19 protein-coding genes are annotated in these 17,503 nt (G+C 69.4%); 11 read left to right on the top strand and 8 right to left on the bottom strand.

Features of this window, described 5'->3' with window-relative positions; all coding sequences use genetic code 11:
• Positions 1-134: 134 nt before the first annotated feature.
• On the top strand, positions 135-989 hold the full coding sequence (locus ASF18_RS18075) for a S49 family peptidase (RefSeq protein ID WP_056353688.1): 855 nt from the start codon (positions 135-137) through the stop codon (positions 987-989).
• A gap of 20 nt (positions 990-1,009) precedes the next feature.
• On the opposite strand, the gene ASF18_RS18070 is transcribed toward ASF18_RS18075, so the two are convergent.
• Positions 1,010-1,249, bottom strand: a complete 240-nt coding sequence (locus ASF18_RS18070; protein WP_056353684.1) for a hypothetical protein — start codon at positions 1,247-1,249, stop codon at positions 1,010-1,012.
• Between the two features lie 212 nt (positions 1,250-1,461).
• On the opposite strand from ASF18_RS18070, the gene ASF18_RS18065 reads away from it, so the two are divergent.
• Together ASF18_RS18065 and glyS are read left to right on the top strand one after the other, a co-directional pair.
• On the top strand, positions 1,462-2,391 hold the full coding sequence (locus ASF18_RS18065; RefSeq protein ID WP_056353681.1) for a glycine--tRNA ligase subunit alpha: 930 nt from the start codon (positions 1,462-1,464) through the stop codon (positions 2,389-2,391).
• 60 nt (positions 2,392-2,451) lie between these two features.
• Positions 2,452-4,590 (top strand): glycine--tRNA ligase subunit beta, encoded by a 2,139-nt coding sequence (glyS, locus tag ASF18_RS18060; RefSeq protein WP_056353679.1) that lies wholly within the window; start codon positions 2,452-2,454, stop codon positions 4,588-4,590.
• 18 nt (positions 4,591-4,608) lie between these two features.
• Here glyS and ASF18_RS18055 read toward each other — a convergent pair whose 3' ends face one another.
• The gene (locus ASF18_RS18055) at positions 4,609-5,007 is read right to left on the bottom strand and encodes a helix-turn-helix domain-containing protein (RefSeq protein WP_056353675.1); all 399 of its coding nucleotides are present in this window, start codon (positions 5,005-5,007) and stop codon (positions 4,609-4,611) included.
• A 107-nt stretch (positions 5,008-5,114) separates the two neighbouring features.
• On the opposite strand from ASF18_RS18055, the gene ASF18_RS18050 reads away from it, so the two are divergent.
• Both ASF18_RS18050 and ASF18_RS18045 read left to right on the top strand, forming a co-directional pair.
• Positions 5,115-5,993, top strand: a complete 879-nt coding sequence (locus ASF18_RS18050) for an SDR family oxidoreductase (RefSeq protein ID WP_056353672.1) — start codon at positions 5,115-5,117, stop codon at positions 5,991-5,993.
• A gap of 140 nt (positions 5,994-6,133) precedes the next feature.
• The gene (locus ASF18_RS18045) at positions 6,134-6,373 is read left to right on the top strand and encodes a hypothetical protein (RefSeq protein ID WP_056211425.1); all 240 of its coding nucleotides are present in this window, start codon (positions 6,134-6,136) and stop codon (positions 6,371-6,373) included.
• Between the two features lie 66 nt (positions 6,374-6,439).
• Here the strand turns inward: ASF18_RS18045 and ASF18_RS24875 are convergent, their stop codons facing one another.
• Together ASF18_RS24875 and ASF18_RS24870 are read right to left on the bottom strand one after the other, a co-directional pair.
• Entirely contained in the window at positions 6,440-6,934 is a 495-nt protein-coding gene (locus tag ASF18_RS24875; RefSeq protein ID WP_056272881.1) for an N-acetyltransferase, read from the bottom strand.
• Complete coding sequence (locus ASF18_RS24870) at positions 6,931-8,505, bottom strand: glucan biosynthesis protein G (RefSeq protein ID WP_056353669.1); 1,575 nt, start codon at positions 8,503-8,505, stop codon at positions 6,931-6,933. The genes ASF18_RS24875 and ASF18_RS24870 overlap by 4 nt, the downstream gene beginning before the upstream one ends.
• 675 nt (positions 8,506-9,180) lie before the next feature.
• Between ASF18_RS24870 and ASF18_RS18030 the strand changes: the two genes are divergently transcribed.
• Together ASF18_RS18030 and ASF18_RS18025 are read left to right on the top strand one after the other, a co-directional pair.
• Positions 9,181-10,347, top strand: coding sequence for a type III PLP-dependent enzyme (locus ASF18_RS18030; protein WP_056353664.1), 1,167 nt, complete (start codon positions 9,181-9,183; stop codon positions 10,345-10,347).
• Positions 10,348-10,502: 155 nt separating this feature from the next.
• Positions 10,503-11,072: an N-acetyltransferase gene (locus tag ASF18_RS18025; RefSeq protein WP_056353661.1), complete on the top strand. Its 570-nt coding sequence runs from the start codon at positions 10,503-10,505 to the stop codon at positions 11,070-11,072.
• A gap of 24 nt (positions 11,073-11,096) precedes the next feature.
• Here ASF18_RS18025 and ASF18_RS24335 read toward each other — a convergent pair whose 3' ends face one another.
• Positions 11,097-11,273, bottom strand: a complete 177-nt coding sequence (locus ASF18_RS24335; protein ID WP_200917634.1) for a hypothetical protein — start codon at positions 11,271-11,273, stop codon at positions 11,097-11,099.
• 320 nt (positions 11,274-11,593) lie between these two features.
• Between ASF18_RS24335 and ASF18_RS18020 the strand changes: the two genes are divergently transcribed.
• The 4 genes from ASF18_RS18020 to ASF18_RS18005 all read left to right on the top strand — a co-directional run bounded on the left by ASF18_RS18020 (position 11,594) and on the right by ASF18_RS18005 (position 14,849).
• Positions 11,594-13,039 carry a homospermidine synthase gene (locus ASF18_RS18020; RefSeq protein ID WP_056353658.1) on the top strand — a complete coding sequence of 482 codons (1,446 nt, stop codon included), beginning with the start codon at positions 11,594-11,596 and terminating at the stop codon, positions 13,037-13,039.
• A 152-nt stretch (positions 13,040-13,191) separates the two neighbouring features.
• A complete protein-coding gene (locus tag ASF18_RS18015) occupies positions 13,192-13,536 on the top strand; it encodes a hypothetical protein (protein WP_056210929.1) in 345 nt (114 codons plus the stop codon).
• A gap of 24 nt (positions 13,537-13,560) precedes the next feature.
• Positions 13,561-14,403, top strand: coding sequence for a DUF1206 domain-containing protein (locus tag ASF18_RS18010; protein ID WP_056210927.1), 843 nt, complete (start codon positions 13,561-13,563; stop codon positions 14,401-14,403).
• 110 nt (positions 14,404-14,513) lie between these two features.
• Positions 14,514-14,849 carry a hypothetical protein gene (locus ASF18_RS18005; protein ID WP_056353656.1) on the top strand — a complete coding sequence of 112 codons (336 nt, stop codon included), beginning with the start codon at positions 14,514-14,516 and terminating at the stop codon, positions 14,847-14,849.
• A gap of 61 nt (positions 14,850-14,910) precedes the next feature.
• Here ASF18_RS18005 and ASF18_RS18000 read toward each other — a convergent pair whose 3' ends face one another.
• From ASF18_RS18000 to ASF18_RS17990, 3 genes are read right to left on the bottom strand one after another with little or no spacing between them, the layout of a single operon-like run.
• Positions 14,911-15,834: an NAD-dependent epimerase/dehydratase family protein gene (locus tag ASF18_RS18000; protein ID WP_056353654.1), complete on the bottom strand. Its 924-nt coding sequence runs from the start codon at positions 15,832-15,834 to the stop codon at positions 14,911-14,913.
• A 14-nt stretch (positions 15,835-15,848) separates the two neighbouring features.
• Positions 15,849-16,235, bottom strand: coding sequence for a RidA family protein (locus ASF18_RS17995; protein WP_056353651.1), 387 nt, complete (start codon positions 16,233-16,235; stop codon positions 15,849-15,851).
• Complete coding sequence (locus ASF18_RS17990) at positions 16,232-17,437, bottom strand: lytic murein transglycosylase (RefSeq protein WP_082487790.1); 1,206 nt, start codon at positions 17,435-17,437, stop codon at positions 16,232-16,234. The genes ASF18_RS17995 and ASF18_RS17990 overlap by 4 nt, the downstream gene beginning before the upstream one ends.
• Positions 17,438-17,503: the final 66 nt, after the last annotated feature.

Raw genomic sequence — 17,503 nt, 5'->3', positions numbered from 1 at the left:
ATGCGGCGGCGTGAGGCGACAACGGCGACGCTGGCAAAAGGGTTCGCCCCGCCCCACCTCACCGCTCGAGCGACCCTGCCCTCCGTGGCCGACGCGCAACACCCTTCCGCTCCTCCGATCCGAGTCGAGGCCGCATGCCCGTTTCCCTGCCTGGTCCCCTGCGCGCGCTGCTTCCCCGACGCTGGCGCCGTGCGGAGCCGCGCGTCGCCGTCCTGCGGCTCAGCGGGGCGATCGGCGCCGTGTCGCCGTTCCGCGCCGGACTGTCGATCGGCAGTCTCGCGAGCAGCCTCGATCGCGCCTTCGCGACGCCCGGCATCGCCGCCGTCGCGCTGGTCATCAACTCACCCGGCGGCGCTCCGGCGCAATCGCACCTGATTCACCAGCGCATCCGCGCCCTGGCGGCCGAGAAGAAGCTTCCGGTCCTGGCCTTCGTGGAGGATGTCGCGGCGTCAGGCGGCTACATGATCGCCTGCGCGGCCGACGAGATCATCGCCGATCCGATGTCGCTGGTCGGATCGATCGGCGTCGTCTCGGCCGGGTTTGGATTCGACCGGCTGATCGAGCGCATCGGCATCGATCGCCGGGTGCACACCCAGGGTGAGGCCAAGGGAATGCTCGACCCGTTCCGTCCGGAGGATCCGGCCGACGTGGCGCGTCTCAGGGCTATCCAGACGGACGTGCAGGCCCTGTTCACGGCCCTCGTCGGCGCCCGCCGCCCGAGGCTCGCGCCTAATGGCGAAAACCTGTTCACGGGGGCTGTCTGGACCGGCCAGCAGGCGCTACCGCTGGGTCTCGTCGACGGCCTGGGGGATGCCCGCTCGACCCTGCGGGCACGCTACGGCGACAAGGTCGACCTCGTCTTTATCGCCGAGAAGAAGGGCTCGCTCGTCGCTCGACTGTTGCGGCGCTCGGTGCCCGGCAGCAGCGTCGCGGGCGAAGTTCTGGCAGCGATCGAGGATCGCGCGGCCTTCGCCCGCTACGGCTTGTAGGATCTCAGCGTTTGCGGATTTCAGCGCTTGCAGCTCTCGGTGCCGTAACCGGCATAGACCACCCGGACCTTCCGGGCGCAGGTCTCGGCAACGGCGGGGGCCGGCACGGCCGCGACCTCGATCGGCGTCACGGCGGCGGGCATCGTGACCGTATCCGAATACTCCGCCGTGGCGAGCGCGTTCGACGCCGTGATCACCAGCGGGGTGGCCACCAGGGATGCTGCGACGAGGGCGGCGAAGACTGTGAAGGACGAGCGCATGGCGCGATGTTCCAAATTGTCGACCGCCCTTGAGGACGGTGAGAACCCCTTGATTGCCCAATAAACTTGGCAGCAAGCGAGACCGTTCCACCGCTAAGGCGAATCGTGGCCGAATTGTGTGTGGCGACGCACGCCCATGGTGCGGTGCCGTCGCTTGACACAACCGGGCCGCCTCTTAAACGCTGGCCGCCCCTCCACGGACCGGAAAACCCATGTCGAGCGCCGTCGATCTCGCGCCCAAAACCTCGTTCCAGGGCCTGATCCTGACCCTGCAGCGATTCTGGGCGGCGCAGGGCTGCGTGATCCTGCAGCCCTACGACATGGAAGTCGGTGCAGGTACCTTCCATCCGGCGACGACCCTGCGGGCGCTCGGCCCGAAGTCCTGGAAGGCCGCCTATGTCCAGCCTTCGCGGCGGCCGAAGGATGGCCGCTACGGCGAGAACCCGAACCGGCTGCAGCACTATTACCAGTTCCAGGTGATCCTGAAGCCGAACCCGCCCAACCTGCAGGAGCTCTACCTCGCTTCCCTCGACGCCATCGGGGTCGACTTGAAGCTGCACGACATCCGCTTCGTCGAGGACGACTGGGAGAGCCCGACCCTCGGGGCCTGGGGCCTCGGCTGGGAGTGCTGGTGCGACGGCATGGAGGTGAGCCAGTTCACCTATTTCCAGCAGGTCGCCGGCTTCGAGTGCGCCCCCGTGGCGGGCGAACTCACCTACGGGCTTGAGCGGCTGGCAATGTACGTCCAGGGCGTCGAGAACGTCTACGACCTGAATTTCAATGGTGGGACGGGCGAGGATCGGGTGTCGTACGGCGACGTCTTTCTCCAGTCCGAGCAGGAATATTCCCGCCACAACTTCGAGGCGGCGGACACCGCCATGCTGTTTCGCCAGTTCACCGACGCGGAAAAGGCCTGCCGGACCTATCTCGACGCCGGTGCGCCGGAGGACGAGACCGGCCGGCACCGGATGGCGCAGCCGGCCTACGACCAGTGCATCAAGGCGAGCCACGTCTTCAACCTGCTCGACGCCCGGGGCGTCATCTCGGTGACCGAGCGCCAGAGCTACATCCTGCGGGTGCGCGAACTCGCGAAGGCCTGCGGGGCGGCGTACCTGCGCACGGCGGGTGGTGGCGCGGCGTGATCCGCAACGCCGACCGCGCCCGTCACCCCGAACACCATCACCTGGACGCCGCCTGATCCCATGCCCGACCTCCTCCTCGAACTGCGCTCCGAAGAGATTCCCGCCCGCATGCAGCGGCGGGCGGCCGACGACCTGAAGAAGCTCGTCACCGACGCCCTCGTGGAGCGCGGCTTCCTCTACGAGGGCGCCAAGGCCTTCGCAACGCCGCGTCGGCTGGCGCTGCACGTGGCCGGCCTGCCGCCGCGCGGCCAGGACGTGCGCGAGGAGCGCAAAGGGCCCCGGGTCGGGGCACCGGAGGGCGCGGTCCAGGGCTTCCTGAAGAGTGCTGGGCTGGCGAGCCTCGATCAGGCGACCATCGTCAACGACCCGAAGAAGGGCGAATTCTACGTCGCGGTGATCGAGCGGCCCGGGCGCGAGACCCTCGACGTCCTCGCCGAGATCCTGCCGCAGATCATCCGCGGCTTCCCGTGGCCGAAATCGATGCGCTGGGGCAAGGCCTCGGCACAACCGGGCGCCCTCCGTTGGGTGCGTCCGCTCCAGTCCATCGTGGCCACCTTCGGACCGGAGACCGAGACGCCGGACGTGGTGCCGTTCGCGGTGGACGGCATCGTTGCCGGAACCACGACCTACGGCCACCGATTCCTGGCGCCGGAGGCCATCGAGGTCCGGCGCTTCGACGATTACGTGCAGGCCCTGGAGCGCGCGAAGGTCGTGCTCGACGTGGAGCGGCGCAAAAACATCATCCTGCACGACGCCCGCGACCTCGCCTTCGCGCGGGGCCTCGAACTGGTGGAGGACGAGGGGTTGCTGGAGGAGGTCGCCGGCCTCGTCGAATGGCCCGTGGTGCTGATGGGCTCCTTCGACGAGGCCTTCCTCGACATCCCGTCGGAGGCCATCCGCGCCACCATCCGGGCCAACCAGAAGTGCTTCGTCCTGCGCCAAGCCGGCACCGACACCCTCGCGCCGGCCTTCGTCCTGACCTCGAATCTGGTCGCCAGTGACGGTGGCCTCGCCATCACTGCCGGCAACGAGCGGGTGGTGCGCGCACGCCTGTCGGACGCCAAGTTCTTCTGGGAGACCGACAAGGCGATCCGCCTCGAGGACCGGCTGCCGAAGCTCGACAGCATCGTGTTCCACGAGAAGCTCGGCACGCAGGGCGCGCGCGTGCAGCGCATCGCGGCCCTGGCCCGCGAGCTGGCACCCCTGGTCGGCGCCGACCCGGACCAGGCCGAGCGTGCCGCGACGCTCGCCAAAGCGGACCTCGTCACCGAGATGGTCGGCGAGTTTCCCGAGCTTCAGGGTCTGATGGGGCGCAAGTATGCGGCACTGCAGGGCGAACCTTCGAGTGTCGCAGCGGCGATCGAGGACCACTACAAGCCGGTCGGTCCTTCCGACCGGGTCCCCACCGATGCCGTCGCCGTGGCCGTGGCGCTCGCCGACAAGCTCGACACCCTCGTGGGGTTCTGGTCCATCGACGAGAAGCCGACGGGCAGCAAGGACCCCTACGCCCTGCGCCGCGCGGCGCTCGGAGTGATCCGGCTGCTCATCGAGAACACCGTCAAGCTGTCGCTGCTTGGCGACGGCTATCAAGCCGCCGCCGACGGCCATGCGAACTACGGCAACCCGGCGAAGGACGACGCGCCTGCGAGCGCCGCTGACGCGGATGCCGCGAGCCTCCTCGCCTTCTTCGCCGATCGCCTGAAGGTCTACCTGCGCGACAAGGGCGCCCGCCACGACCTCATCGACGCCGTCTTCGCCCTGCCGGGCCAGGACGATCTGCTGATGGTGGTCCGTCGTGTCGAGGCCCTGGGCAGCTTCCTCGAGACCGACGACGGCCGGAATCTGCTGGCCGGCTACAAGCGCGCCGCCAACATCCTGCGCATCGAGGAGAAGAAGGACGGCCGCGCCTACGACGCTGCCCCCGACACGGCCCTGGCCGCCCGTGGCGAGCCGGAGGAGCGGGCCCTCGCCGAAGCCCTGGTGGCGGCGCGCGAGACTGCGTCGGCGGCCGTTGCGGCGGAGGATTTCGCCGGGGCCATGCAGGCTCTCTCCACGCTGCGCGCTCCGGTGGATGCGTTCTTCGAGCGGGTCACGGTGAATGCCGATGAGCCGGCCCTGCGCGAGAACCGCCTCGCCCTGCTCAACGCTCTGCGGGCGGCGACCCGCGAGGTCGCGGACTTCTCGCGCATCGAGGGTTGAGCGGCCGGATTTAGCCCCTCACGGCTCGGCTTGGAACTGTATCCGGGCCGCGCGGATGGCGGGGTGATTCCGCTCCGCCCAATCCACCAGCCCGGCGAGGGGCCGGAGCAACGAACCACCCAGGGGCGTCAGGCTGTATTCGACGCTGGGAGGGCTCGTGGGAAACACGCGCCGTGTGACGAGGCCGTCGCGCTCCAGGTCGCGCAGGGTCTGCGTCAGCATCCGCTTCGAGATGTCGGGGATCACCCGGTGGATGGCGCCGAACCGGCGGGTGCCGCCGGCAAGGGACGCGATGATGAGGGTCGTCCACTTGTCGCCGAGGTGACTCAGCACGTCGCGAACCGGGCAGTGATGCGGGTCGAAGCCGAGATCCTGCCAAGCCGCGAACCGCTCCGCGAGATCAGGGCCATCGGTCATGGGCGGTTCCCTCCGGGTAACCAGGGTTCGAAAACCTGCCGCCTTACGGGGCCTGTCGGTCTCTTTTATAGACCTTGTGGAGAGTCAGAACCACGAGGCAGCCCGACATGTCCCAGATTCCGTCATCGAGACTGTTCGTCACTGGAGCCACCGGCCAACTCGGACGGCTCGTGATCGCGGCCCTCCTGCGGCGGGTCCCCGCCGCCCGGATCGTCGCCGGCGTCCGGCAGGGCGAAGGCCCGGCGGCGCAGGACCTTCGCGCACAGGGCGTCGCGGTGCGCGTGGCCGACTACGCCCTCCCGGAAACCCTCGCGGAGGCTTTCGCGGGAATCGAACGGCTGCTGCTGATTTCCTCCAGCGAGATCGGTCAGCGCGTGGCCCAGCACCGGAACGTCATCGCGGCCGCCGCCCGGGCGCGCGTTGGTCTGATCGCCTATACCAGCCTGCTGCACGCAGACACCTCGCCGCTCGGACTTGCCGAGGAGCATCGCGCCACCGAGGCGATCCTCACGGAGTCCGGCCTGCCCGCCATCATCCTGCGCAATGGCTGGTACACCGAGAACTATACGGCGTCCCTGCCGTCGGCCCTCGCGCACGGCGTCCTGCTCGGAAGCGCCGGGACGGGACGGATCTCCAGCGCCGCCCGTGCCGACTACGCCGAGGCCGCCGCCGCGGTGCTCACCGGTGACCAAGCAGCCGGGCGCATCTACGAATTGGCGGGAGACGAGGCCTACACCCTGCCCGACTTCGCGGCGGAAGCCGCGCGGGCCTCCGGCCGGCCGCTCCGCTACCAGGATCTGCCGTCCGCGGATTACGCGGCGGCCCTCCTCGCGGCGGGCCTACCGGAAGGGGTTGCGCGCCTCCTCGCGGATTCCGATGCCGGCGCCGCCCAAGGTGCCCTGTTCGACGACGGCCACGCCCTGCGCGACCTGATCGGCCGGCCGACGACGCCCTACGCCAGCGTCGTCGCCGGGGCCCTCGCGTAAGGTCTAGGACGAAGTCGGCAGGGCATCGTTCACCGAGGGGACGAGATCCAGAAGATTTCGGCTGGTCCGCCACCCAACAAGCGGAACGGTTTCTGGATGAACGCCGTTGGGGCTGCAGATTTTCCTCAAGGGAGATGTTCATGCGCAACCCCATCATCGCCGCCCTCACCCTGGCAACGCTGTTCGGCGCTTCGGCCGTGCAGGCGGAGACCACGGTCATCCGCCGCGATGCACCCGACACCGTCGTTGTCGACCGTCCGTCCACCGAGAGCCGCACGGTCGAGCGCCGGGAATCCAGCGACGGGTGCTCCTCGAAGACCGTGACCAAGGAGAACGATCTCGGCGACCGCAAGACGGTCACCAAGGAGAGCTGCGACTGAACCCAGCGTCCGAGTTCGGATGGCTGCAACGCCCGCTCCGGTCCAACCGGGGTGGGCTTACGCGTTTCAGAGGATCTTTTCGTAGCGCCAGGCTTCCATGCCATCCTCGTAGTAATCCGGGATGGCGGCGAAGCGCGTGTAGCCCCGCCGTTCGTAGAGCCGGATTCCGGCACCGTTGTCGGCTCGGACCTCGAGGCGCAGGCGTGCGCAGCCATGAGAGCGCGCATCCGCTTCGGCGGCATCGAGGACGAGGCTGCCGAGCCCGAGACCGGCCCGCGCCGGGGACACGGCGATGGAGGAGAGGCGAGCGCTGCGGCTGCCGCGTCGGCGCTCCAGGGTGGCGGAGCCCACCAGGGTCGCCTGCCCCGCCGCGTCGTGGGTGAGCGCGACGAGAAGCGACATGCTGGCCGAGCGAATCGCGTGGCGGATCGCCCGCCGCTCGGCACGGTCGCTGGCGAAGGCGGCGTGTTCGAGGGCCACCAGGGCGTCGAGGTCGGCCAGGGTCGCGGGGCGGATCTCCACCACCGGCGCCGGATCGGGCTGGATCGAGGGCGCCCTCACCGGGCCGTCCAGGGATAGACCCAGGTTTCCGACAGGGCACGGCCGGAGGCCCGCAGGAAGACGCGCAGGTCCGTCGCCTGGCCCGGCGCCTCCAGGGTCACGTCGAAAGCGGCCCGCAGGCCGCGGATATGCGGGTTCGGCGTCACCGAACTGTGCGTGATGTGGCCGGTGGAGGTGCTGGCCACCACCTCCACCCGGCTCGGATCGGCGCGATAGTAGTCGAGGTCGCCGCCGGCGAAATCCACGAGGAAGCGCCGCGTCAGGCCGCCCTTGGTCTCCTCGGCCTTGGCGGTGCCGCTGGCCATTGGGGCGACGCTGAACGTGTTGATCACGCGCCCCCCCGGATGGAGGGGGGCGCCGCCGACGGCGCGAACCCGGTAGGACAGTGGGACCGGCGTGCCCGCCGGATAGGGGTTCGCCGGCCGCCAGCACGCGACGACGTTGTCGTTGGTCTCGGTGTCGGTGGGAAGCTCCATCAACATCACCGCGCCCTCCCCCCAGGGGCCGTCCGGTTCCACGAAATAGCCGGGCCGGCGGTCGTAGGAGGCTTCGAGGTCCTGGTAGGTCTCGAAGGTCCGATCGCGCTGCATCAGCCCGAAGCCCTTCGGGTCGCGGTCGATGAAGCTGGAGATGCGCCGGTCGCGCGGATTGTGCAGCGGGCGCCACAGCCATTCCCCGCTGCCCGCCGCGATCTGAAGCCCGTCGGAGTCGTGAAGTTCCGGCCGGTAATCGTCGGCGTGGCAGCGGTCGTTCTCGCCGATGAAGAACATCGAGGTGAGCGGTGCCAGGCCCACCGTCGCGAGGTCGACCCGCGGGATCAGGGTGGCGCGCACCGCCACGCTGGTCTCGTCACCCGGCGTCACGGTGAACTGGTAGGCGCCGGTGAGCGACGGGCTGTCGAGGAGCGCGTAGAGCGTCAGGGCATCGTCGGCTTTCTCTGGCGCGCCCACCCAGAACTCGCGGAACACCGGAAACTCCTCCGGACCGCCCTGCCCCTCGACGTTGACCGCCAGCCCCCGGGCCGAAAGCCCGTAGAGCTGATCGCGTCCGAGGAAGCGATAGTAGCTGGCCCCGAGGAAGACGACGAGCTCGTCGAGCAGGTTCGGCTTGTTCAGCGGCGCATGGATGCGCAGACCGGCGAAGCCGAGATCGACCGGCAACGCCTTGTCGAGCTTGGTGCGCCCCATGTCGTAGAGGCTCGACTGGTAGGGGATCGGCGTCGCCACGCCACCGCGCACGAGGTTCACCGTCACCGGACGGGTGTAGAGGAAGCCGAGATGGAAGAGCTGGAGCCGGAACGGGCTCCCCTCCCCGAGGAAGGCCTTGTCGGGCTTGAAGCGGATGTCGCGCCAGGCGTCGTAGTCGAGCTTGGCGATCGGTGCCGGCAGGGCCGGGACGCGCGGATCATGGGCGACCTTGGCCAGGTCCTGCGCCCGGCGCTCCACGTCGGCGAAGCCGAACGGGGTCTCCGGGCGCCCCTCGCGGCGTTGGGCCCGCGCCTCCCCGGTTGCTGCCAGGAGAGTCGTGGCCGCGAGTCCCTGCACGATTCTGCGCCGGTTGGGTTTTGACATCGTCCTGCGATCCGGTGCGCCTGTGGGAAAACCGTGCGCTTGATGGCCCGTCCGCACGGGCTTGGGAAGGGCCCATCGTCGGCCGGACGGCGGTGTCCGCGGCGTTTCTGCAACAGCCCAGGAAGACAACCCGGTTTCGGGTGAAAGATCGCGGTTTTCCCTTGTGGGGAGAACACCCTGACCGTATATGCGCCTTGCCCAATTTCGCACGTGCCTGTGGCCGCGTGTCGGTTGGTGGGCATCCGGCCAACTGCCGGACAGCCGCCAGGGGTCTTAAAGGATCGATGGTCGACAGGGTGGATTCCCTCCGGCCGGCATCCAGGTGGCAACACCGGACCCCGACAACAACCGGCAGCCGGAGGCGAAACCGGCGAACCCCGCTCTCCACGGGGGACGCAGCTTAAAGCAACGACGAACGGGCTTTTTTGGTCTCGTCGGCCCTCCAAAGGCCGGCACCGAAGAGGCTTGTTTCTCTTTGCCCGGCGTGCGGTGGGGGTCCTCCCTTCCAATCCAAGGCAGCTTCCGGGTGCTCTCGCGCCCGCTGCGCTTCGCGTGTCTCCAAAGCACGCGGTGCGTCGCGACGCAGCGCCCCCAGACGCCGGACGGCTCACGTCGTCCTGACATTCGACAGCGCGCCCCTTGAGGGCGGCCGCGAACCTATGGGTTGGAACGACCATGACCGATCGTATCCGCGATTTCCTCCGCGCACGCCGCGACATGGGCCAGGACGAGGGCCCGGTGATGGTGCTCGACCTCGAGGTCGTGCGCGACAACTACACCGCGTTCGCCCGTGCCCTGCCGGACACCCGGTTATTCTACGCCGTGAAGGCGAACCCGGCCCCCGAGGTCCTGCGCCTCCTCGCCGAGATGGGCTCCTGCTTCGACACGGCCTCGGTGGTCGAGGTGGAGATGGCGCTCGCTGCCGGCGCCACCGCCGACCGCGTCTCCTTCGGCAACACCATCAAGAAGGAGCGCTGCATCACCCGCGCGCTCAAGCTCGGCGTGCGCCTCTTCGCCGTCGATTGCCAGGCCGAGGTCGAGAAGATCGCCCGGGCCGCCGAGGCCGCGGGCGTCGCGGCTGCCGATGTGCAGGTGTTCTGCCGCATCCTCTGCGACGGGGCCGGGGCCGAATGGCCGCTGTCGCGCAAGTTCGGCTGCGTGCCGGAGATGGCCGTCGACGTGCTGGAGCACGCCCACCGCCAGGGTCTCACGGCCTATGGCGTCTCGTTTCACGTCGGCTCGCAGCAGGGCAACACCGGTGCCTGGGACGGCGCGCTCGCCTCCGCCGCCGCGATCTTCGAGGAGTGTGCCCTGCGCGGCATCAGCCTGTCGATGGTCAATCTCGGTGGCGGCTTCCCGACCAAGTACCTCAAGGCGGTCCCGGGCGTGGAATCGTACGGCGACGCGATCTTCCGCGCCCTGACCAAGCATTTCGGCAACCACATGCCGGAGACCATCATCGAGCCGGGTCGCGGCATGGTCGGCAATGCCGGCGTGATCGAAGCCGAGGTGGTGCTGGTCTCGAAGAAGTCCGACGCCGAGGACGAGGTGCGCTGGGTCTATCTCGACATCGGCAAGTTCGGTGGCCTGGCCGAGACCATGGACGAGTCGATCCGCTACGCGATCCGCACCGAGCATGACGAGGACCGCATGGCGCCCTGCGTACTCGCCGGCCCGACCTGCGACTCGGCGGACGTGCTTTACGAGAAGGTGCCCTACCCGCTGCCGGTGTCGCTCTCCATCGGCGACAAGGTGCTGATCGAGGGGGCCGGCGCCTACACCACGACCTACGCGGCGGTCGCCTTCAACGGTTTCCCGCCCCTCCAGCAATACGTCATCTAAACGCCTTCACGGTCATGACGCGAATGCCGGGCATTCCCCATGGGGACGCCCGGCGTTGAAACTCTCCACGCCCGTCCCGTTCAGGCCGGCGGACCCGGCCGCAGCCTGAACGGATTCGTCCTGTCGCCTGACCAACGTTCGGGAGGGGTGCGGCCTTGGTCCAGATCCGTGATGAAGTGGAAGGCGACGTCGTCGCCCGCGAGCACCTCCTCGACGCCTGCTTCGGCGAGGCACGCCGCCTGAAGACGTCCGAGCGCCTGCGCGAGGGGCGGCTTCCTGCGGAGGGCCTCGCCCTAGCCGCCGAGCAGGACGGTCGCGTCGTCGGCACCTGCCGTCTCTGGCATGTCGAGGCGGGTTCCCGGCGTCCGGCCCTGCTGCTCGGGCCGTTGGCGGTCGACCCGGCGATCCAGGGGCTCGGCCTCGGATCGATCCTCATGCGGGCGGCCCTGCGTCGCGCGGAGCGTCTCGGGCACGGCGCGGTGCTGCTGATGGGGGACGCGCCCTACTATGCGCGCTTCGGATTCTCGGCGGAGCGTGCAGAGGGGCTGTTCATGCCCGGTCCGTTCGCGCGCGAGCGCTTCCTCGGCCTGGAACTGCGTCCGGGCGCGCTGGCCGGCGCACGGGGCATCCTGCGGGCTTCGGGCGCCTGGGATCAGGCGGCGCCCATCCCCCTGGGGCCGGCGGTGACCGAGATCGGCGCGGAGTCCCGACGACGGGTCGCCTGACGGCCGTTCCGGCGCAGCCGCCGGTTAGATCGCAGTGTGATAGTCGGTCTTGGCAGCGAGGTCGCAGCGGCGCTGAAAGGCGGCCTCGTGGCGACGCGTCACCGCGCGAAGCAGCGAGGCGGCGAGCGTGATGATGCCGGGATCGCGGTCGATGGGCTCGTCGACCGGAGCGGCGAGGCGCGAGGCGATGAGTGCGAGCATGGCAGATGTCCGTGGCGTCGAAGGGGTGGACGCTTCCTCGTCTAGGGTCGCTCTTGTTCTGTTGCAGTGCAATATCGGTTGGTGGAACCGCGCTCGCAATGCGCCGAGATGGGATGTCGCCCTGCGTTCAGGGCATGCGCCCCTTCAATCTTCCGTAAGACTTGGTGCATGGCGCATGACGCGGTCGCTTCCTGGCGGTTGACCGCCGGAGCCGCAAACGTCACTGAGCCCGTCGCTTGTTCGTCATTTGCGCCGCCTAAGGCATGCGGTCGCCGTGCGACGACTGAAAACGACACGTCTCTGAGAAGGACATCACGCCCATGACCGAAGCCGCCACCACCTGGCCCGTCCACGGCCGCATCACCGGCCCCATCGTGATGATCGGCTTCGGCTCCATCGGACGCGGCACGCTCCCGCTGATCGAGCGACACTTCGCCTACGACAAGGCCCGCTTCACGGTCATCGAGCCGTCCGACGCGCACAAGGCCCTGGCCGATCAGCACGGCCTGCGCTTCGAGCAGGTCGCGCTGACCAAGGAAAACTACCGCGAGATCCTGACGCCCCTGCTCACCGAGGGCGGCGGCCAGGGCTTCTGTGTGAACCTCTCGGTCGACACCTCGTCGCGGGCGATCATGGAGCTGTGCCGCGAACTCGGCGCCTTCTACATCGACACCGTGGCGGAGCCCTGGCCGGGCTTCTACTTCGACAAGACCAAGAGCCAGGGCGACCGCACCAACTACGCTCTGCGCCAGGAGATCCTGGACGCCCGCACCGCGAACCCCGGCGGCATCACCGCCGTGTCGTGCTGCGGCGCCAATCCCGGCATGGTGTCGTGGTTCGTGAAGCAGGCCCTCCTCAACGTCGCCGGCGATCTCGGGCTGAAGATCTCCGAGCCGAAGGACCGCGCCGGTTGGGCCGCGCTCATGCGCGAGGTCGGCGTCAAGGGCGTCCACATCGCCGAACGCGACACCCAGCGCGCCAAGTCGGCCAAGCCCATGGGCGTCTTCGTCAACACCTGGTCGGTGGAGGGCTTCGTCTCCGAGGGCAACCAGCCGGCCGAGCTCGGTTGGGGCACCCACGAGACCTGGAAGCCGGAGAACGCCCGTGAGCAGGAGAGGGGGTCGCGCTGCGCGATCTACCTGCTCCAGCCCGGCGCCGACACCCGCGTGCGCTCCTGGACGCCGACCGCCCAGTCGCAGTTCGGCTTCCTCGTGACCCACAACGAGGCCGTCTCGATCTCCGACTACTACACGGTGCTGGAGGGCGAGCGCGCCGCCTACCGCCCGACCTGCCACTACGCCTATCACCCGGCCAACGACGCGGTCCTGTCGCTTCACGAGATGTTCGGGAACGGCGGCAAGGTGCAGGAGCAGCACCACATCCTCGACGAGACCGAGATCGTGGACGGCATCGACGAGCTCGGCGTCCTCCTCTACGGCCACGCCAAGAACGCCTACTGGTACGGCTCGCAGCTTTCCATCGAGGAGACCCGGCGCATCGCCCCCTACCAGAACGCCACGGGCCTGCAGGTCACCTCGGCGGTGCTCGCCGGCATGGTCTGGGCCCTGGAGAACCCGGAGGCCGGCATCGTCGAGGCCGACGAGATGGACTTCCGGCGCTGCCTCGAGGTGCAGACGCCGTATCTCGGCCCCGTCGTCGGGGTCTACACCGACTGGACCCCGCTGACCGGTCGCCCGGGCCTGTTCCCCGAGGACATCGACACCAGCGATCCCTGGCAGTTCCGCAACGTACTCGTGCACGGCTGAGCCGCCCCGTCGTCGCGTCCCCGGCACGGCTTCCGCGCCGGGGACGCGAGCGATGCATCGAAGCCCGTTGTGCCCGGGACTGACGGACGGCTACGATGGCGTTGCGCTGCGATGCGCGCCATCTTCGTCTCCAGCCAGGACTGAGCCGCCCGGTGCCCCACTTCGAAGATTTCTACGCCAACAAGCTGCGCGGTTCGCTCGGGGTGACCGATGCGGAATCGGTCCTCGACCTGCGCGAGACCAATCGTCCGACCGCGGAGGCCTCCCTCGCGGACATGCTGGAACGCAGTCGCTTCGGGAAGGGCAAGACGGTGGCGATCCGCCTGGCTCCACCGCCGGAGGGCGGGGGCGAAACCCTGTTCCAGCCGATCGGGCGCCTGCTCCTCGACGCGAAGCGCAAGGGCCTCGTCGATCGCCTGCAGACCCTCCCGGCCGGCGATGGCCTCGGGTTCTACGTGGCACTATCCGGCAAGGCTGTGCGTTCCTCCGACGGATAACGTCGCGCGACCCCGGGAAATGCCTTGCTCACCCTCGGACACAACACCATCGAGCGCGTCGCTCGATTCGGCTACGGCGCCCGCGGCATCGTCTACTGCATCGTCGGGGGGCTGGCGGTGCTGGCCGCCATCGGCCAGGGCGGCCGTGCCGGCGACAGCGAGAGTGCGCTCCGCTGGGTCCTCGCCGGACCGTTCGGCGTGGTGCTCGTCGGTTTGATCGCGGCCGGGCTGCTGGGATTCGCCGTCTGGCGCTTCATCGAGGGCCTCACCGATGCCGACCGGCGCGGGACCTCGCTGAAGGGCCTGACCGTCCGGCTCGCCCATCTCCTGAGCGCCGCGATCTATACCGGCCTCGCCATCACCGCCGCGAGCCTCGCCCTTGGCCTCGGGCGCGGGGGCGGCGACGCCGCCCAGGATTGGACGGCCTGGCTTCTGGCCAAGCCCTTCGGCCTGTGGCTCGTGGGTCTGATCGGCCTCGGGGTGATGGGGGGCGGTGTCGCCTTCCTGGTCAAGGCGTTCAAGGGCGACGTCACCGATCGCCTGAAGCTCGATGCCGACCATTGCCGCTGGGCCAAGCCCGTGGGCCAGTTCGGGTACGCTGCCCGGGGCGTCGCCTTCCTGATCATCGGCGGGTTCTTCATCGCGGCGGCCTGGTATCAGGCTTCTTCGGAGGTCAAGGGTCTGGCCGGCGCCTTCGCGGCTTTGCGCGCGCAACCCTATGGCTGGGTGCTGCTCGCCATCGTGGCCGCGGGCCACTTCGCCTTCGGCGCTTTCGGCCTCATCCAGGCGCGCTTCCGCCACATCGACGCGCCGGACATCGACCAGACCGACGACGCCGTGGCCGCAGCGATTCGCGCGGTACGCTGACGCTGCTCAGGAACAAATTCAGACCTGCGTCGATTGAGGCCCCAAACTGAAGGATGCGCAGCGACGGCGATGGGTCGAGGCGGCGCGCCTGTCAGAGGGGGGAAGACATCATGCGAATCCGTTCGACACGCCTGGTTGGCAGCCTCGTGGCCCTGGGCCTCGGCCTGTCTGCCGCTCCCGCTTTCGCCCAGGGCATCTCCATCGGTCCCGGCGGCGTCCAGGTCGATCCGGGCTACCGCCGCGGCTACGACGATCGCGGCCCGCCGCGCAGCGAGCTGACGCGCGGTGAGGCTGCCCGCATCGCCCGCCGCGAGGGTCTGGTGGATGTCGACGGCGTCGACCGCCGCGGCCCGCGCCTGATCGTCCGCGGTTCGGACCGCCGGGGCGACGACATCTCCGTCGTTCTCGACAGCCGGTCCGGCGACGTGCTCGACGTCCGCCGCTGAGCCGGCAGACCGTGAAAAACTTCGCATCGGTCGAGGCCCGGCAGGCGATGCCGGGCCTTCGTCATGCCTGGCTGCGGGCGAAGCGTTCCAGACCGTCCCGCGCCGTGCCCTCCGGCCTCCATCCCAGCGATGCCAATCCATCCGCGCGCGCGACGAGGCTGGTCGAGAGGCGGGCATAGGCCGCCTCCTGTCCGGCCATCCGACAGGCGAGCCCCAGCAACACGGACGGCGTCGGCAGAAGGCCGGCGCTTCGTCCGAAGCCGGCCCGCAACGCCGTGACCATCTCGCCCGGCGTCAGCGGGTCGGGCTCGGCCACGATGAGCGGGCGACGCAAGGGACCGGGCGCTTCGAGCGCCACGGCAACCGCCTGCGCCAGCGATTCCACCGAGACCAGGGAGCGGCGGCCCCTGAGGCTGGCGAGGGGCAGCGGCATGGCGGAGCGCGCCAGTTGCAGAAGGGTCGCGACGTTGCCCTTCACGCCGGCGCCATAGACCAGCACGGGGCGCAGGGCGACCCAGTCGAGCCCCGTCTCGGCCAGGGCCGCCTCGGCCGCGAGCTTCGAGCGCCCGTAGGCGTCGGTCGGGGCGGCGAGATCGGACTCCGTCACGATCCCGGCCGCCGAGATCCCGGTCTGCGCCCGGATCGAGGACAGGAAGACGAAGCGTTGGACCCGGGCGCGAACCGCGGCCTCGGCGAGCCGCAGGGTCGCTTCGGTATTGGACGACCGGAAATCGTCCTCGGGCGTGCCCGACATGGTCAGCGACAATCCGGCGGAATGCACCACCGCGTCGACCCCTGCGAGGGCCGCGGCCATGTTCATCGGCCGGGTCAGGTCGCCGACGACGGCGCTGCTCGCGCCCTCCGCGACCTCGACCGGCCGACGGAGCAGGACGCGCACCCGAAAGCCGCGCTGCGACAGGCTTCGCAGCAGGTGCCGCCCGATGAAGCCCGTAGCGCCGGTGAGTGCGATCAGCGGCCCACCCATGGGACGAACCCCTCCTACGGCAGCAGCGCCGTGACCTCGATCTCGACCTTCATCTCGGGACGCAAAAGGCCGGCGACGATCACGATCGTGGCGGCGGGCCGGATTACAGTCAGGATCCGGCCGCAGATCCCGAGTACCGCCTCGGCCTCCGTTCGATCCGTCACGTAGTAGGTTGCCCGCACGATGTCCGCGAGCCCGGCCCCGGCCTGCCCCAGGACGTCGCCGATGGTGCGCCAGCAGGCCTCGGCCTGGTCGGCCGCCGAGACCGGCATCGTCATCGTGGCATAGTCGTAGCCGGTGGTGCCGGCCACGAAGACGAAGCCGCCTTGCACCACGGCGCGGGAATAGCCGTAGGCCGACTCGAAGGGCGAGCCGGAGTCGATCAGGCGCCGTGTGCTCATCCGCGTCGCAGCGCCTCCAGAACCTTGGCCCCGGGCCGGCCGGTGGGCGGCATGCCGAGGCTGCGCTCGACCTCCTTGATGGCGTCGCGGGTCTTGGACCCGACCTTGCCGTCCGGCTCGCCGACGTCGAAGCCGCGCTTGGTCAGGCGGGCCTGCAGGTCGCGGCGCTCGGCCCGCGACAGCGGCGGATCGTCGGTGGGCCAGTCGGCCTGGATGCCGCCGCGACCGCGGAGGCGGTCGGACAGCACCGCGATGGCGAGACCGTAGGATTCGGCGGCGTTGTAGGAATAGAGCGCGTCGAAGTTCTTCGTCACCAGGAAGGCCGGTCCGTCGATGCCGGCCGGAAGCAGGATTCCGGCAGGCCCCTCGCCCGAGAGCGGACGGCCGTCGATTCGGGTGACGCCGAGGGAGGCCCAGTGGGCGATCGCCTTCTTGTTCTTGCGCCCCGCCGCGCCGGCATTGAAGCCGCGCGGCACCTTCACCTCGTAGCCCCAGGGCTGGCCGTTGTTCCACTTGGCCACGCGCAGGAAGTTCGCCGTGGAGGCGACCGCGTCCGGCACCGAATCGACGAGGTCGCGGCGCCCGTCGCCGTCCCCGTCGACGGCGAGGCGCTGATAGGTTGTGGGCATGAACTGGGTCTGCCCGAAGGCGCCGGCCCAGGAGCCGTTCAACCGGGAGGGATCGATATCGCCGCGCTCGATGATCTTCAGGGTCGCCATCAGCTCGCCCTTGAAGAACTCCTTCCGGCGATGATTGGCGCAGATCAGGGTGGCGAAGGACTGCACCAGCGGCATCTTGCCGAGGTTCTTCCCGAAGTTCGACTCGACGCCCCAGACCGCCGCGATGGTGTGCCGGTCGACGCCGTAGCGAGCCTCCGCATTGGCCAGGGCCTGCGCGTGCTGGCGCATGGCGGCCTTGCCGTCGTCGACGCGCTCCTCGTCCACGAGGGCGGCCATGTAGTCCCAGATCGGCGTCTTGAACTCGGGCTGAGCCTGAGAGAGTTCCAGCACCTTCTCGTCGTAGGTGATCCCGGCCGTCGCCGCCCGGAAGGTCTGGGCCGAGATGCCCTGCGCGGCGGCCTGCGCCTGCAGGCTGCCGAGGCAATCCTGGAAGTCGGCCCGGGCCGGGGCGCAGATCGCCAGGAGGGCCGCGGCCGCTCCGCAGGAGAGGGTCGCCGTCTTACCCGATCGGCCGAATGCCATCGTGTTCTCCGCCAATGCGTTCGTCGAAACTGTGATCACCGATTCAGGCGATACCAGGGTTAACGA

It is taken from the genome of Methylobacterium sp. Leaf89, from assembly GCF_001422215.1.
GTDB lineage: Bacteria > Pseudomonadota > Alphaproteobacteria > Rhizobiales > Beijerinckiaceae > Methylobacterium.
Note: the sequence above shows the minus strand (reverse complement) of the source record. Positions and strands in the feature narration are given on the sequence as shown.